Origin of the sequence: Corynebacterium crudilactis, assembly GCF_001643015.1 — a bacterium.
Classification (GTDB): Bacteria; Actinomycetota; Actinomycetes; order Mycobacteriales; family Mycobacteriaceae; genus Corynebacterium; species Corynebacterium crudilactis.
The window spans coordinates 1195422-1211737 of record NZ_CP015622.1; the positions used below are offsets into that span (position 1 = coordinate 1195422).

General features: G+C 53.1%; 11 protein-coding genes and 1 tRNA gene. 4 read left to right on the forward strand and 8 right to left on the reverse strand.

From position 1 onward, the window contains the following. Positions 1-125: 125 nt before the first annotated feature. The 3 genes from ccrud_RS05685 to ccrud_RS05695 form a co-directional block, all read right to left on the reverse strand. A complete protein-coding gene (locus ccrud_RS05685) occupies positions 126-323 on the reverse strand; it encodes a hypothetical protein (RefSeq protein WP_066565250.1) in 198 nt (65 codons plus the stop codon). A 314-nt stretch (positions 324-637) separates the two neighbouring features. Next, a tRNA-Arg gene (locus ccrud_RS05690) sits at positions 638-710 on the reverse strand. Positions 711-781: 71 nt separating this feature from the next. Continuing rightward, positions 782-2341, reverse strand: a complete 1560-nt coding sequence (locus tag ccrud_RS05695) for an alpha/beta hydrolase (RefSeq protein WP_066569617.1) — start codon at positions 2339-2341, stop codon at positions 782-784. A 162-nt stretch (positions 2342-2503) separates the two neighbouring features. Here ccrud_RS05695 and argS point away from each other — a divergent pair, with 162 nt between their 5' ends. From argS to thrB, 4 genes are all read left to right on the forward strand, one after another. Then, positions 2504-4156 carry an arginine--tRNA ligase gene (gene argS, locus ccrud_RS05700; RefSeq protein ID WP_066565251.1) on the forward strand — a complete coding sequence of 551 codons (1653 nt, stop codon included), beginning with the start codon at positions 2504-2506 and terminating at the stop codon, positions 4154-4156. A gap of 2 nt (positions 4157-4158) precedes the next feature. Then, positions 4159-5496, forward strand: coding sequence for a diaminopimelate decarboxylase (gene lysA, locus ccrud_RS05705; RefSeq protein ID WP_066565252.1), 1338 nt, complete (start codon positions 4159-4161; stop codon positions 5494-5496). Positions 5497-5912: 416 nt separating this feature from the next. Further along, the gene (locus ccrud_RS05710) at positions 5913-7250 is read left to right on the forward strand and encodes a homoserine dehydrogenase (protein WP_066565253.1); all 1338 of its coding nucleotides are present in this window, start codon (positions 5913-5915) and stop codon (positions 7248-7250) included. Between the two features lie 10 nt (positions 7251-7260). Beyond that, the gene (thrB, locus tag ccrud_RS05715) at positions 7261-8190 is read left to right on the forward strand and encodes a homoserine kinase (protein WP_066565254.1); all 930 of its coding nucleotides are present in this window, start codon (positions 7261-7263) and stop codon (positions 8188-8190) included. A gap of 338 nt (positions 8191-8528) precedes the next feature. On the opposite strand, the gene ccrud_RS05720 is transcribed toward thrB, so the two are convergent. From ccrud_RS05720 to ccrud_RS05740, 5 genes are all read right to left on the reverse strand, one after another. Beyond that, the gene (locus ccrud_RS05720; RefSeq protein ID WP_066565255.1) at positions 8529-9233 is read right to left on the reverse strand and encodes a helix-turn-helix transcriptional regulator; all 705 of its coding nucleotides are present in this window, start codon (positions 9231-9233) and stop codon (positions 8529-8531) included. A 222-nt stretch (positions 9234-9455) separates the two neighbouring features. Beyond that, the gene (gene narI, locus ccrud_RS05725) at positions 9456-10235 is read right to left on the reverse strand and encodes a respiratory nitrate reductase subunit gamma (protein WP_066565256.1); all 780 of its coding nucleotides are present in this window, start codon (positions 10233-10235) and stop codon (positions 9456-9458) included. An 8-nt stretch (positions 10236-10243) separates the two neighbouring features. Beyond that, complete coding sequence (gene narJ, locus ccrud_RS05730; RefSeq protein ID WP_066565257.1) at positions 10244-10930, reverse strand: nitrate reductase molybdenum cofactor assembly chaperone; 687 nt, start codon at positions 10928-10930, stop codon at positions 10244-10246. Positions 10931-10934: 4 nt separating this feature from the next. Then, positions 10935-12551 (reverse strand): nitrate reductase subunit beta, encoded by a 1617-nt coding sequence (gene narH, locus ccrud_RS05735; RefSeq protein WP_066565258.1) that lies wholly within the window; start codon positions 12549-12551, stop codon positions 10935-10937. Next, complete coding sequence (locus tag ccrud_RS05740) at positions 12551-16312, reverse strand: nitrate reductase subunit alpha (protein WP_066565259.1); 3762 nt, start codon at positions 16310-16312, stop codon at positions 12551-12553. The genes narH and ccrud_RS05740 overlap by 1 nt, the downstream gene beginning before the upstream one ends. Positions 16313-16316: the final 4 nt, after the last annotated feature.

Here is a 16316-nt window from a genome sequence, read left to right on the forward strand (position 1 = left end):
TTGGATTCTGCCGAGATACCTGATGAAGAGGAATGCTTCTTTGCTGTTTTATCAGCGTGAAGTAGTTCTGCTGATGTTGAATAAAACCTAATGCTCCCGTCTTCTTATGACGGTGGGACATTTTCTTATTTTAGCCACCCGGCGACGGTTGGTTCTGACCGCTCAGTGACTTTAGGCATTCGGTATTTTGTAATTCCGGCTTCGTTGGCAGCTTTTGCTGTTTGGGTGCGCTCTTCTTTTGCGCTCTTTAGTTCGGATTCAAGCCTGCGAACTTTGTGTTCTGTGTTCTCAAGGTTCTTCAGTAGTTCGTTGGTGGCGTTCATGGTTTCCTTTTAGTTATATGATCTATTACTAAATCATTATTAGTAATAATAATTCGGGGATAGTCTACTTTTGTCTCTTTTCTTATTTGATGGTCGCCACTGCATTTACCTCGCAATTAAAAAACTGCTGTCATCTATGCCAAATCGACGTTTGAATTAGGATTTAGCAGCTTCACTCGGTCATCTAAAAGCCACGACAATCCCACAACATCCGGTCTATATTCCAGACATTACGAGGCATTGCCAGACACTACGGAGAAAACCAAAACCTCCAACACGCTGCAGAAACAGCATGTTGGAGGTGTTGTGAAAAGTGCCCCCGATAGGAGTCGAACCTACGACCTTCGGTACCGGAAACCGGTGCTCTATCCACTGAGCTACGGAGGCGAACCGCTGCCTTCACCGAATTGGTGATGACAACGGTGTAACTCTATCACCATTTGTTAATCGGAAAGCAATTAGCCAGCTGTAATTGGGGTAGGGGTGTATCCCTCAACACTGGTGGCGGTGGCGTGTCCGGTGCGGAGGTAGTCCACGACGATGTTGTTGACTGCCTGGTTGTTTCCGCCGTATGCCTGGCCGTGCCCTGGGCCGTTTACGGTGACTACGTGTGCGTTCATGGAACGTGCGAGGTCCCCGTGGGTCCAGTATGGGGTTTGTGGGTCGCTGGTGCCTTGGAGGAGGAGCGGACGGACGGCGAGTTGGGAGCCGTCGGTTGGCTGTTGTCCGCTGGACGGGTTGATGCCGGAGCAGGCTTGGCCGGAGCTGAATTTCACGGAGTAGACGTCGAAGACATCGCCGGTGACAAAGCCGGTCCAGGCCATGCGGGCTATGGCAACTGGGTCTGGGGCGACGGTGTTTTCGTTGCACATGACCAGGCGTTGCATGTTGACGCTGGCGTTCATGCTTTCGATGACATAAGGGTCATCGCCAGTTTCGGAGACATCTGGGATCGGGGTGTGGCCGGCGATAGCGTCGGCAAGCATTGGCCATGTGGTTGGCTGCGGGATCAAAGCGCGGGAGGCATTGAGTAGTGGGCTCATGGATTGGTTGGATCCTGGGTTCAAAAGCTGGGATGCCAGACCTTGGATCTGCACGGATGCTGGGTTGGTGGCAGTGATAACATCTGCGCCTGTTTGTCCTGCCCAGGCGAATGCTGGTGGGATATCGCCAACTTGTGCTGGTGGTGGCGCAACGGTTGGGTTGGTGCCGGTTTCAGCCACGATTTTGTTGGACCAGTTTTGGTAGACCGCCAGTGGGGTAGCGCCGAGGTGATAGGTGTCATTGTTGGCTGCGACCCAGTTGAAGAAGTCATTCAGGGAGTTTTTGTAGCCCTGTTCTTGGGAGGCCATAATGCCGTTCCATGCGAGGTTGGGGGACATCGCGGAATCAAGGACAACTTTGTCGGTGTGCTGTGGGTAGCGGGACGCATAGACGGAGCCTAGGTAGGTGCCGTAGGAGAGTCCGAAGATGGAGATCTTGTCTTCGCCGAGGGCTTGACGGACGCGTTCCCAATCGTTGGCGGTGTTATCGGTGGTCAGGCTGGAGGTGTATCCCGGGGTGCCAATTTCACAGGAATCTTTAACAAAGGCACCTTCGCGTGTGAGCATGGACAGTGGATCATATCCAGGTGCGATGTTGTTGCAATCGACTGGAGTGGATCCCACCATACCGCGGGGCTGTACTGCTACGAGATCAAATTCTTGGTACATGGCAGCAGGCCAGTTCATGGCTTGGTTTCCGAAGAAGCTGTAGGCATCACCGCCTGGTCCGCCTGCGTTGCCGAAGACGGTTCCGCGTTTTTGTCCTTGGGCGGGTACTTTGACAAAACCCACGCTGATATCGCCAAGTGATGGATCTGAGTAGTGCATTGGAACATCAATGCGACCGCACTGTGCTGAGGCAATATCTACCTGGGGTGGGCATTCTTCCCACGTGATGTTTTCTTGCGCTGCAGCCAGGGGAGTGGAGATTAAAAATGGGCTGAGTGCTGTGGTGGCAGCCAGTACTGCCAACATCTTTTTCATTGTCGTACGGGGCATAGGGGCTCCAAGGACTTTCTGGTTAAAGTTTTATTTTCGCTACATAGCCTAGTGATTTTTGAAGAAAAAGGCAGGAAATTCTTATAACTGTGGGTCATATTCTGTATGACGGGTGTACCTCGGCTAGAATTTCTCCCCATGACACCAGCAGATCTCGCAACATTAATTAAAGAGACCGCAGTAGAGGTTTTGACCTCTCGCGAACTCGATACTTCTGTTCTTCCGGAGCAGGTAGTTGTAGAGCGTCCGCGTAACCCTGAGCACGGTGATTACGCCACTAACATTGCATTGCAGGTGGCGAAAAAGGTGGGCCAGAACCCTCGCGATTTGGCTACATGGCTTGCAGAGGCTTTGGTTGCCAATGAGGCCATTGATGAGGCTGATATTGCAGGCCCAGGCTTTTTGAACATTCGCCTTGCAGCTGCCGCTCAGGGCGAGATTGTAGCCAAGATTTTGGCTCAGGGAGAGGCTTTCGGCTCTTCCGATCACCTTTCTCACTTGGACGTGAACCTCGAGTTCGTTTCTGCGAACCCTACCGGACCGATTCACTTGGGTGGCACTCGTTGGGCTGCCGTCGGTGATTCTTTGGGTCGTGTGCTGGAAGCAGCCGGCGCCAAGGTGACCCGTGAATACTACTTTAACGATCATGGTCGACAGATTGACCGTTTCGCTTTGTCTTTGTTGGCTGCTGCAAAGGGCGAGCCAACCCCAGAAGACGGTTATGGCGGCGAATACATTAAGGACATCGCGGGGGCAGTCGTCGACAAGCATCCTGAAGCGTTGACTTTGGAGCCTGCCGCAACCCAGGAGCTTTTCCGCGCTGAAGGCGTGGAGATGATGTTCGAGCACATCCGCTCTTCCCTGCATGAATTTGGCACTGACTTTGATGTCTACTTCCACGAGAACTCACTTTTCGAGTCCGGTGCGGTGGACAAGGCCGTGCAGGCGCTGAAGGATAACGGCAACCTGTACGAAAATGAGGGCGCATGGTGGCTGCGTTCCACCGATTTCGGTGATGACAAGGACCGTGTTGTGATCAAATCCGATGGCGATGCGGCCTACATCGCTGGCGATATTGCCTATGTTGCGGATAAGTTCTCCCGCGGACACAACCTCAATATCTACATGCTTGGCGCTGACCACCACGGTTATATCGCACGTCTGAAGGCTGCAGCTGCAGCGCTTGGTTACAAGCCTGAAGGTGTGGAAGTTCTCATTGGTCAGATGGTTAACCTGCTTCGTGATGGCAAGGCAATGCGCATGTCCAAGCGCGCTGGCACCGTGGTGACCCTGGATGACTTGGTGGAGGCAATCGGCATTGATGCTGCGCGCTATTCCCTGATCCGTTCCTCCGTGGACTCTTCCCTGGATATCGACCTTGGTCTGTGGGAATCCCAGTCTTCCGACAACCCTGTGTACTACGTGCAGTACGGGCATGCTCGTCTGTGCTCCATCGCACGCAAGGCGGAGACCGTGGGCGTTACTGAAGAAGGTGCCGATCTGGCTCTGCTGACTCATGACCGCGAAGGCGATCTGATTCGCACCCTCGGTGAATTCCCAGCAGTGGTGCGTGCTGCAGCTGACCTGCGTGAACCTCACCGCATTGCACGTTACGCTGAAGAATTGGCTGGAACTTTCCACCGTTTCTACGACGCGTGCCACATCCTGCCTAAGGCTGATGAAGAAACCGCACCAATTCACTCAGCACGTTTGGCACTGGCCGCAGCAACCCGTCAGACACTTGCTAACGCTTTGCACCTCGTTGGCGTTTCCGCACCGGAGAAGATGTAATAATGGCAACAGTTGAAACTTTCAATGAACTGCCGGCCCATGTATGGCCACGCAACGCTGTCCGCCAAGAAGATGGCGTTGTCACCGTTGCAGGCGTGCCTTTGCCGGATTTGGCTGAAGAATACGGCACTCCATTGTTCGTAGTCGATGAGGACGATTTCCGTTCTCGTTGCCGCGACATGGCTACTGCCTTCGGCGGTCCTGGAAATGTGCACTATGCATCCAAAGCATTTCTCACCAAGACTGTTGCACGTTGGGTTGATGAAGAGGGCTTGGCGTTAGACATTGCGTCCATCAACGAGCTTGGCATCGCCTTGGCTGCAGATTTTCCAGCAGAGCGCATCACCGCACATGGCAACAACAAGGGCGTGGATTTCCTCCGCGCTTTGGTCCAAAACGGTGTCGGCCATGTGGTGCTAGATTCCGCGCAGGAATTAGACTTGCTGGACTATGTTGCAGCTGGTGAAGGCAAAGTTCAAGATGTTTTGATCCGCGTTAAGCCGGGCATTGAGGCTCATACCCATGAGTTCATCGCAACCAGCCACGAAGATCAGAAGTTTGGTTTCTCCCTGGCTTCCGGTTCCGCATTTGAGGCAGCGAAAGCAGCTCACAACGCCGAAAACCTTAACCTTGTTGGTTTGCATTGCCACGTGGGTTCCCAGGTATTCGATGCTGAAGGTTTCAAGTTGGCAGCGGAGCGAGTCCTTGGACTTTATTCCCGCATCCACAGCGAACTCGGTTTGACCCTGCCGGAACTGGATCTTGGCGGCGGATATGGCATTGCCTACACCGCAGCTGAAGAGCCACTCAACGTGACTGATGTCGCTGCTGACTTACTCACTGCAGTGGGCAAGATGGCTGCTGAACTGGGCATCGAAGCACCGACCGTGCTTGTTGAGCCTGGACGTGCGATTGCCGGCCCATCTGCCGTCACCATTTATGAAGTGGGCACCACCAAAGATGTCCACGTTGATGATGATAAGACCCGCCGCTACGTCGCAGTTGACGGCGGCATGTCCGACAACATCCGCCCAGCGCTATACGGCTCTGAATACGATGCCCGCGTGGTTTCTCGCTTCACCGAAGGCGAAGCCGTGAACACTCGCATCGTGGGATCTCACTGCGAATCCGGCGACATTTTGATCAATGATGAGGTCTACCCAGCAGATATCACCGCTGGCGATTACCTCGCATTGGCTGCCACCGGCGCATATTGCTACGCCATGAGCTCCCGCTACAACGCATTCACTCGCCCAGCCGTGGTGTCTGTCCGCGCTGGTAGCTCGCGATTGATGCTGCGCCGCGAAACGCTTGAGGACATCTTGGCGCTCGAAGCCTAAAAGATTTTTGCTTTTCGACGCGCCCCTCCGCCCTTCACAGAACTTGTGGAGGGCGGTTTTGTTTAAGCTCTTAAAGTTCGACTTCGCATATTCGACTTCCCGTGGTCGACTTCAGTACGATTTTTCGAATTTCCATAGTGAAGTCGTTGTTAAGAAGTTGAGCATGAGAAGTCGCTCCTGTGAAGTCGAACTTAACAAGGGGGAGTATTTGATGAAGGCTTTTTGAATTAGCATGATGTTCCACCGCTGGTTATGAGACAAAAACTAAAGAATTGAATTGAATTTTGAGACTTTACGGCAAAAATGAACAGCTTGGTCTATAGTGGCTTAGTACCCTTTTTGTTTTTGTCCCCTGTAGGGTGGCGAAGCAAAGTAATAGGACAACAACGCTCGACCGCGATTATTTTTGGAGAATCATGACCTCAGCATCTGCCCCAAGCTTTAACCCCGGCAAGGGTCCCGGCTCAGCAGTCGGAATTGCCCTTCTAGGATTCGGAACAGTCGGCTCTGAGGTGATGCGCCTGATGACCGAGTACGGTGATGAGCTTGCGCACCGTATTGGTGGACCACTGGAACTGCGTGGTGTTGCTGTTTCTGATATTTCTAAGCCACGTGAAGGTGTCGCACCTGAGCTGCTCACCGAAGATGCATTCTCACTCATTGAGCGCGATGATGTTGACATCGTGGTGGAAGTTATCGGTGGCATTGACTACCCACGCGAGGTTGTCCTTGCTGCGTTGAAGGCTGGCAAATCTGTTGTTACCGCTAATAAAGCACTTGTGGCAGCACATTCTGCAGAGCTTGCCGATGCCGCTGAAGCAGCAAACGTAGATCTTTATTTTGAAGCAGCTGTTGCAGGAGCCATCCCCGTTGTTGGTCCACTGCGCCGCTCCCTGGCAGGTGATCAGATTCAGTCCGTGATGGGCATCGTTAATGGCACCACCAACTTCATCCTTGATGCGATGGATTCTACCGGCGCCGATTATGCAGATTCCTTGGCTGAAGCAACTCGCCTAGGTTACGCAGAAGCTGATCCAACAGCAGACGTGGAAGGCCACGACGCCGCGTCAAAGGCTGCTATTTTGGCATCCATCGCTTTCCACAGTCGCGTTACCGCAGATGATGTTCATTGCGAAGGCATCAGCAACATTACCGCTGAAGATATCGAAGCAGCGCAGCAAGCCGGACACACCATCAAGCTGCTGGCTATCTGCGAGAAGATTACTAATAAGGAAGGAAAGTCAGCTATTTCTGCTCGAGTACATCCGACACTGTTGCCTGTATCCCACCCTTTGTCGTCGGTTAACAAGTCCTTTAATGCAATCTTCGTGGAAGCAGAAGCTGCCGGTAGCCTCATGTTCTACGGCAACGGTGCAGGCGGAGCTCCAACCGCATCCGCTGTGCTTGGCGATGTTGTTGGTGCTGCTCGCAACAAGGTGCACGGCGGCCGTGCACCAGGTGAATCCACCTATGCAAACCTGCCTATCGCTGATTTCGGTGACACCACCACTCGCTACCACCTCGACATGGAAGTGGAGGACCGCGTGGGTGTTTTGGCTGAATTGGCTAACCTCTTCTCTGAGCAAGGAATTTCCCTGCGTACAATCCGACAGGAAGAGCGCGATGATAATGCACGACTGATCGTTGTTACTCACTCTGCGCTGGAATCTGATCTTTCCCGCACTGTTGACCTGCTGAAGGCTAAGTCTGTCGTGAAGACAGTCAACAGTGTGATCCGCCTCGAAAGGGACTAGTTTTACTCACATGGCAATTGAACTGAACGTTGGTCGCAAGGTAACCGTCACGGTACCGGGATCTTCTGCAAACCTTGGACCTGGATTTGATACTCTCGGATTGGCGTTGTCGGTATATGACACCGTAGAGGTGGAGATTATCCCTTCAGGCCTCGAAGTGGAAGTTTTTGGCGAAGGCCAAGGAGAAGTCCCACTCGATGGATCACATCTCGTGGTCAAAGCTATTCGGGCGGGTTTAAAGGCGGCCGATGCTGATGTTCCTGGTCTGCGCGTAGTCTGCCACAACAACATTCCACAGTCCCGCGGTTTGGGCTCATCTGCTGCAGCTGCAGTAGCTGGTGTCGCAGCCGCTAATGGTCTGGCAGATTTCCCTTTGACACAGGACCAGGTTGTTCAATTGGCTTCTGCTTTCGAGGGCCACCCAGATAATGCTGCGGCCTCCGTTTTGGGTGGAGCAGTAGTGTCGTGGACTAACTTGTCTGTGGATGGCAAGAGCCAGCCTAAGTACGCTGCGGTTCCTATCAACGTGCATGAAGATATTCGTGCTACTGCGTTGGTTCCAGATTTCCATGCATCTACGGAAGCTGTGCGTCGAGTGTTGCCTACTGAGGTCACTCATATTGATGCACGGTTTAATGTCTCTCGTGTTGCAGTGATGATTGTTGCTCTTCAGCAGCGACCTGATCTGTTGTGGGAGGGGACTCGGGACCGTTTACATCAGCCGTATCGTGCAGAGGTGTTGCCAGTGACTACTGAGTGGGTAAACCGCTTGCGTAACCGCGATTATGCAGCCTACCTATCAGGTGCTGGCCCAACCGCCATGGTGCTTTCTACCGAGGCAATTCCAGACAAGGTGTTGGAAGATGCACGCGAAGCTGGCATTAAGGTGCTCGAGCTTGAGGTTGCTGGACCAGTCAAGGTTGAAGTTAACCAGCCGTAATATTTTTTAAAGGGCCTTTCGAGTTACTAAAAATAGTGGATTGAAAGGCCCTTTTTATGTGCCAGGCTGGTGAGGAGATAAAAACCAGACACAGATGCAGGAAGCCGAAAAAGCTAAGCCGTGGGCACGGTGGTTTGGTATCTGCGCCCGAAACCGGTCACAGGTGCCCACATCTTGGAAAATAGGGCTTCGTGGGCATGCTCATTTGGTCGAGATAAAAATCCTGCTCAAAGCTGAAAAATAGAGCCTTCACACAGCGCGATTTAAGTGTCGATCAAGGTGTGGTCTATACAAACACTCATTCTGAAATCTGAAGGCCTTAAATAGGCGTATCGCACTTATTTGTTGAGCACATGCACTTTGCAGGTTCCCGGCGCGTTGAGGGGTTTGAGCTCTAGGTGAATTTGGTTGTTGCTGCCGAGGCTTTCTTGGATGAAGCCTGCATGGATGGCGCAGACAAATGAGGATGGGCGTTTGTCATTGACAACGAATGGGCAGCTGTGGAGGGCGAGGGATGCTTCTGCTTCGTTTGTGTTTTCTGTGGTGGTGGGATCGAAGCCCATTTCGCGGAGGCGGGTGATTAAGGGGGAGAGGGCTTCGTCGAGTTCTGCGGCTTCTGCGTGGTCAATGCCCATGATGTGTGCCCATTGGGTGCCGATTTCTCGTGCTTTGGTGCGCAGTGCGGGGTTTGTTAAAGCGTCGTCTTCTACATCGCCGAGCATATTGGCCATGAGCTCGATGAGCGTGATGTACTCTTTTGCGACTGCTTTGTTGTCGGGGACGCGTGTCTGGAAGATGAGGAAGGGGCGGCCTCGGCCTTTGGCTGCTGCGGTGACTACTCGGATGGCTTCTTTGGCTACGAGTTCTTCGAGGTGTCCGCGTGCGGTGTTGACGTGGAGGTCGAGTTTTTTGGCTATGTCTTGGGCGCGTGCACCGTCGGGGAACGTCTGTAAAACATCTAAAACTTCGCGTTGCTTTGGGCTGAGTTTGTAGGACTCGGCAAAAAGTTCTGTTGCCGCGGTGGGGGCGTCTTGTTGTTTCACGTCAGGCTCGCTTTTATGGTTTTCTCCGCTGTGATGACATTTTTGGCTGCATTAGCAGATGTTATAAAGAAAAGTGGGTGATTCTACTAAATAAATACCCAAAATCATAACATATTTAGTACTGGTAAACCCTAAACAATTTTTTACTGTCCACGTGCAAAGCGAAGCCTCCTTGCTAAAACGTTTATGTTTTTAGCAAGGAGGCTTTTGAGAGGGAAGTGTTTAGGCTCCGTGCCAGCGGGAGTTGTTGTCTAGTTGGTTTTTCACGGATCGAACTGGTTCCCAGGCCACGTTTTGTCGGGCTGGTTCTGAGGTCGTGTCGCGGGTGCGGTAGACAACGTAGGGGCGGGTGAGATATCCGACTGGGGCGGAAAATGCGTGGACGAGGCGGGTAAATGGCCAGAGTGCGATGAGTGTGAATCCGGCGATGATGTGGACTTTGAATTCCCATGGGACATCGGCCATGAGTTCAGGTTGAGCGTTGAAGATGAGGAGTTGGCGGAGCCATGGGGAGATGGTTTCGCGGTAGTCGTAGCCGTGTGCGCCGCCGAATATTTGGGTGGAGACGGTTGCGATGAAGCCGGAGAAAATTGCAGCTCCCAGCAGGACGTACATGACTTTGTCGGATTTAGAGGTGGAGAGGAAGACGGTTTTGTTAATCACGCGTCGTACGATCAATCCGATGAGGCCAAGGACTGCGGCGATACCGGCAATGGTGCCGGGGATAGTGGCGATAAGGTGATAGGCGGCATCGGAAATTCCTACTGTTTGGGTCCAGCTTTTGGGGATGGCAAGTCCCATGAGATGGCCGATGACGACAAAGACCATGCCCCAGTGGAAGAGCGGGGAGGCGATGCGGAGCAGTTTGGATTCGTAGATTTGGGAGGAGTGGGTGGTCCAGCCGAATTGATCTGCGCGCCAGCGCCAAGAAATGCCGATGATATAGGCTGCGATGCATAGCCAGGGGTAGGCAACCCAGAGGAACGTTTCAAAGTTTGACATAGCGTGTCCTAATGAATGTCCGGTTGTGATGTGGGAAAGGGGAGGGGCGTGCCGATGCCCACCATTTCTGCTGGTGGACCGCTCGTAATGAGTTCGAGATAACTGTTCGCGGTTTCCTCGGTGATTTCTGGCAAGGCTTGGCAAAGCGAGGTTACGAGGAATCGGTACGGGGAGTCGAGGTTGTCTAGTGCTGCGCGCAGCACTTCGATGCCGTCGCGGTGGGCGGCAAGAACCTCGGTGGCGGCGTCGAAAAGCGAAGGTTCGGCGAGTGCTGCGGCTTCAAGCACGACGCAGAGGTGGTCCGGCAGCTCATCGCGTTGGGATTCAAAGCCCAGCTGTTGCAGGGTTTGGCGGAAGGCGAGGATCGCGGTGCCGCGTTGTCGGGTATCGCCGACGGCGTAATAAGACAGGAAGAGCGAGCAGCGTCGGCGCTGGTCAAAGGTCTCCACATAGGTTTCCTGCATCGCGCGTGGCCCACTGATGCGTGCCGCATCGATAAACTCGACCACTTGTGCGGCGACGGGAAGCGGGAGGGCATCAAGTTGTGCCTCGACGGCATCAAGCTTGTCGACGAATCCTTCTTCTGGATAATCCAACAACAAACTATTCAGCATGAACACAATGCGACGCTGTGCCTCAGTCATGGAAATGCGAGGAACAAAGTGCTCTGGGACTTTACCGACATGTGTGCGCATCGTTTTAGTCCTTCCTTGGTGGGAACATGGATGCGGGGCGTTCGCCGATATTCCAGGAGGTCAAGCTCACGCGCCCACCGGTAGTTTCCGCATCGCTGCCGCAACCACCATCACCACAGGCCTCTGGTGCGCCTTCACCCAAGCCAGCATTGAGCTGTTCTGCGGCTCGCGCTGGATCAACATCGCCAAAAGGATCCAGGGAAGAAATTCCGCGTGGGGTTTCTGGGGAGGTCGTGGGGATAACATAGCGATCGTCATATTTCGCGATAGCTAGGATGCGATACATTTCCTGCATGACCTTGCCCGTCATGCCTACTGCCTGGGCGATGTCTTCCTGAGGCTCGCGCCCCAAGCTGATATCGCGCATATAGGAACGCATAGCAGCTAGTCGCCTTAAAGACTTCTCCACAGGTCGGGTATCGCCGGCGGTAAAAAGGCCTGCCAGATATTCCAAAGGGATACGCATGGTAGAAAGAGCAGTGAGTAAGATCTTATGGTCTTCGCCGTCGTTGCCCGATGCGGTGACCTCATCAACGATAGGGCTTAGTGGCGGGATGTACCAGACCATTGGCAAGGTGCGGTATTCCGGATGCAGCGGCAACGCCACTTCATATTTGAAGATGAGATCATGGATCGGAGAGTTCTGGGCTGCCTCAATCCAGGAATGCGGAATGCCGTTGCGCTGTGCATCAGCAACTACTTGAGGATCATGCGGATCGAGGAACAGTGTCTTTTGGGCTTCGAAAAGATCTTTCTCGTCCGGTGTCGCAGCGACTTCGGCGACGCGGTCGGCGTCGTAAAGCAATACTCCTAGGTAGCGCAAGCGGCCCACGCACGTCTCGGAGCACACCGTTGGCTGGCCAACTTCCAAACGTGGATAGCACAGCGTACATTTTTCGGCCTTACCGGATTTATGGTTGAAATAGACCTTCTTATACGGGCAACCTGAGACACACATGCGCCAACCACGACATTGATCCTGATCCACCAAGACAATGCCATCTTCCGCACGCTTGTACATTGCGCCGGAAGGGCACGAGGACACACACGTTGGGTTGAGGCAGTGTTCACAAATACGAGGCAAATAGAACATGAAGGAATCTTCGATTTCTTTTTGCACTGTGAGGTTCATTTTCTCCAGCACAGGATCTTGATCAAGCGTGGTGGTAGAACCGCCCAAGTTGTCATCCCAGTTGGAAGACCATTCAATTTTATCGATAGGTCGGCCATCCAGCTGGCTGATTGGACGCGCAGTGGGCTGTGTTTTCTGACCAGCTGGCGCAGAGAGCAGCTTGTCGTATTCATACGTCCACGGCTCATAATAATCTTGAATTGTAGGCAGCTTCGGATTGTGGAAAATCGTGGCCAGCTTCTTCAACCGGCCACCAGCCTTGGGCTTCAACTTGCCAGAATTGGTACGGATCCAACCTCCTTCCCATTTCTCCTGGTCCTCCCAACCACGGGGATAACCCACACCTGGCCGGGTTTCCACATTGTTAAACCAGATGTATTCCGTGCCTTGACGGTTGGTCCATGCCTGCTTACACGTGACAGAACACGTATGGCAGCCAATGCACTTATCCAAGTTCATGATCATTGCGATCTGAGCCATGACCTTCATTAGTACTGCACCTCCTGGGAGCGGCGACGGATTCTGGTGACCTCATCGCGGTTGTTTCCTGTAGGTCCGATGTAGTTGAAGCCATACGTTAAGTGGCCATAGCCACCGGCAACATGGACCGGCTTAATCATGATTCGGGTAAGGGAGTTATGCGTGCCACCGCGACGTCCGGACTTTTCATTAAGCGGGGTGCCAGCGGTGCGTTCCTGAGCATGGTTCATAAACACCGTGCCTTCTGGAATACGGTGGGAGACAATCGCACGGGCAGAGACCACACCATTGCGGTTATAAGCCTCAATCCAGTCATTGTCCGCGATGCCAAGTTTTTCGGCATCCTTATTAGACATCCAGATCACCTGTCCACCTCTAGAAATAGACAGCACGTGGAGGTTGTCGTAATACTGCGAGTGAATAGACCACTTGTTGTGGGTGGTCAGATAACGCACGGTTACTTCTGGTTCGCCATCAGCACCAGTGATGGATTCGCCCGGTCCTACTTCACCGTTGATGTGGATCTTGTCCAGTGGGGGTCGGAAGATAGGCAATTGCTCGCCATAATCAATAAACCAATCATGATCGAGGTAGTAGTGCATGCGACCAGACAGCGTGTGCCATGGCTTGTCATATTCCAAGTTGATGGAAAACGCCGTGTAGCGTCGCCCATCCTTTTTGGAGCCCGTCCATTCCGGAGAAGTAATGACCTCCATCGGGCGTTCCTTGACCTGATCCCAATTGATGCGGGTGCCTTCATGATCTGCAATGAGATCCATCATGTCAGTGCCCACGCGTGCGCCTTGGTTCTTAAAACCTTCTGCAGCAACTTCACCATTAGACACACCGCTGAGGTGAAGAATCATCTCAATAGCCTTGATGGCAGAATCCAGCTGTGGGCGCTCACCTGCAGATTCCGTCATGGAGGTGCCGTTGATCAACGCGAGCTCGTCCACCTGCTTGCTCACATTGAAAGCCGTGCCATGGGTACCAGTGCCAGCCTTGGCCGTTAGTGGCCCCAAGTGCGTCCACTTTTCATACACCTTGGAGTAATCGCGTTCGACCGGAATGATCTTGGCCATGGTCTTGCCAGGGATCAAACCTACGTCCTTAATATCCGGCACGATGCCACCGGGCATATTCAGCTCATCTGGCGAATCATGCGCGATAGGTGCAGTGACTACATCAGTCTGGGTACCCAACCAGGTTTCGGCCTGGGCGGAGAACTCCTTGGCCAGATCGTGGAAAACTTCCCAGTCAGTGCGGGTTTCCCACGGTGGGTTGATGGCTGCGTTAAAGGAATGAATGAACGGGTGCATATCTGTGGTAGACAGATCGTGTTTTTCATACCAGGTAGCTGCCGGCAGGACGATATCTGAGACCAAAGTGGTGGAAGTATTGCGGAAATCCGTGGTCAGCATGAGATCGAGTTTTCCTTCTGGAGCCTTCTCCCTCCAGACAATGGATTCTGGTCGATCTTCAGGTGCATTTTCTTGCGCAGAATCATCAGAATCAACACCAAGCATATGGCGGAGGAAAAACTCTGTGCCCTTAGCTGAAGAGCCCATCAAGTTGGTGCGCCAGTTAAGCAAAATACGAGGCCAGTTTTCTGGTGCATCGGGGTCTTCGCACGCGAACTGCAATTCACCATCAGTGAGCTGCTGGACAATATGATCCGATACCGACACACCCTTTTCCTCAGCCTCCTGAGTAAGGAGAAGCGGGTTGCGATTGAATTGCGGGAAGGATGGCATCCAACCACGCTTCATGGATTCCACTAGCGTATCTGCCGTCATCTTATCCCCCACGGTGCCACGATTAGCCAGTGGAGAAGCAAGACGGTTAGCGCGAGTGTTGTCATATCTCCACTGGTCAGTGGTCAGATAATAGAAACCAGTGGTGATCATCTGGCGAGGAGGGCGCTGCCAATCTGTGGCAAAAGCATACTGTGCCCAGCCATTCATCGGGCGGAGCTTTTCTTGGCCAACATAGTGCGCCCAACCGCCACCATTGACACCTTGAGTGCCACACATGGAGGTCAGCGCCAGGAAGGTGCGGTAGATGGAATCCGCGTGGAAGTAGTGGTTCACTCCAGCGCCCATGATGATCTGGGAACGTCCCTTGGATTCTTCAGCATTGTGAGCGAATTCGCGGCCTAAACGGATGGCCTGATTAGCTGGTACGCCTGTGAGCTCTTCCTGCCAGGCAGGTGTGCCCATCACTGGGTCCTGGAAATCCTTCGGCCATTCACCAGGCAGATTTAGCTCTTCACGGTTCACACCGTAATGGGCAAGCAAGACATCAAACACGGTGGTGAATTTCCGACCATTCAAGGTGATAGTTGGTACGCCACGGCTGATAGTGCCAGCGCCGACGGGACCTTCTTGGGCTGCCGTTGCTGGAAGATCAAAGCGTGGGAAAAGAACTTCGGCAGTATCAGTCTGTGCAGTTTCGACCTCTGCAATAGACATGACAGGATCCACTCCATCTAGGCGCAGATTCCATTTGCCCATGCCTTCTTCGCCCCAACGGTCTGCCACCGTGCCACCGGGATCAACAACAGAGCCATCTTTTTGCAACACAAGAAGACGGTGAGTGGCATTTGGAGTAGTAGCTAAAGCCGGTGAGATATCAGCGGCACGGTCAGCAGTAAGGAATTTTCCAGGTGTATAGCCGCCATCACCGTGCTCATCCAATTCGATTAAGAACGGAGAGTCAGTGTATTTGCGCATGTAATCCATGAAATATGGAGTCTTTTTAGCAACATGGAATTCCTTTAAGATCACATGCCCCATGGCAAAAGCTAAGGCGCCATCCGTTCCGGGGTGGATGCGAGCCCATTCATCGGCAAATTTCGTGGAGTCGGCGAAATCCGGGGAGACCACAACAACCTTGGTGCCCTTGTAACGAGCTTCCACCATGAAGTGGGAATCAGGAGTACGGGTAACCGGGATATTAGAACCCCACATCATCAGGTAACTGGAGTTGTACCAATCACCAGATTCGGGGACATCGGTTTGATCACCGAAGGTTTGTGGGGAAGCAGGTGGGAGATCTGCGTACCAATCATAGAAGGAGAGTGCGACTCCGCCGATGGTCTGCAAGAAGCGGGTACCAGCACCATAGGAGACTTGGGACATTGCTGGAATGACCGTGAATCCGTGGATGCGATCCGGGCCATATTGGCGGATGGTGTACACATGGGCTGCTGCAGCAATTTCCATGGCTTCTTCATATTGGACGCGGATAAGCCCGCCTTTGCCTCGCTGTGACACATAGGCGTTGCGCTTTTCAGGTGTTTCTACAATCTCACGCCAAGCTAGAACTGGGTCGCCGAGGCGTTGTTTTGCCTCACGGTACATATCAACGAGTACGCCACGGATATAGGGATACCGGATGCGAGTAGGGGAATAGGTGTACCAAGAAAATGAGGCTCCGCGAGGGCAACCGCGTGGTTCATAATCAGGCATATCGGGGCCGGTGCTGGGATAGTCCACAGCCTGGGATTCCCAGGTGATCACGCCATCTTTGACGTAGACCTTCCAGGAGCAAGAGCCAGTACAGTTCACGCCGTGAGTGGAACGCACGACTTTATCGAATGCCCAACGATTGCGGTAAAACACATCAGCTTGGCGTCCGCCCTGCAAAAAGATCTGCTGACCTTCAGCACCAACGGTGCCTTTTCTTAAGAAACTGCCGAGTTTAAAAAGGGGATTAGTGTTGTCCGATGACGGGGAGGACGAGGTGGACTGCGACGTGGAAGTAGTCATGAAT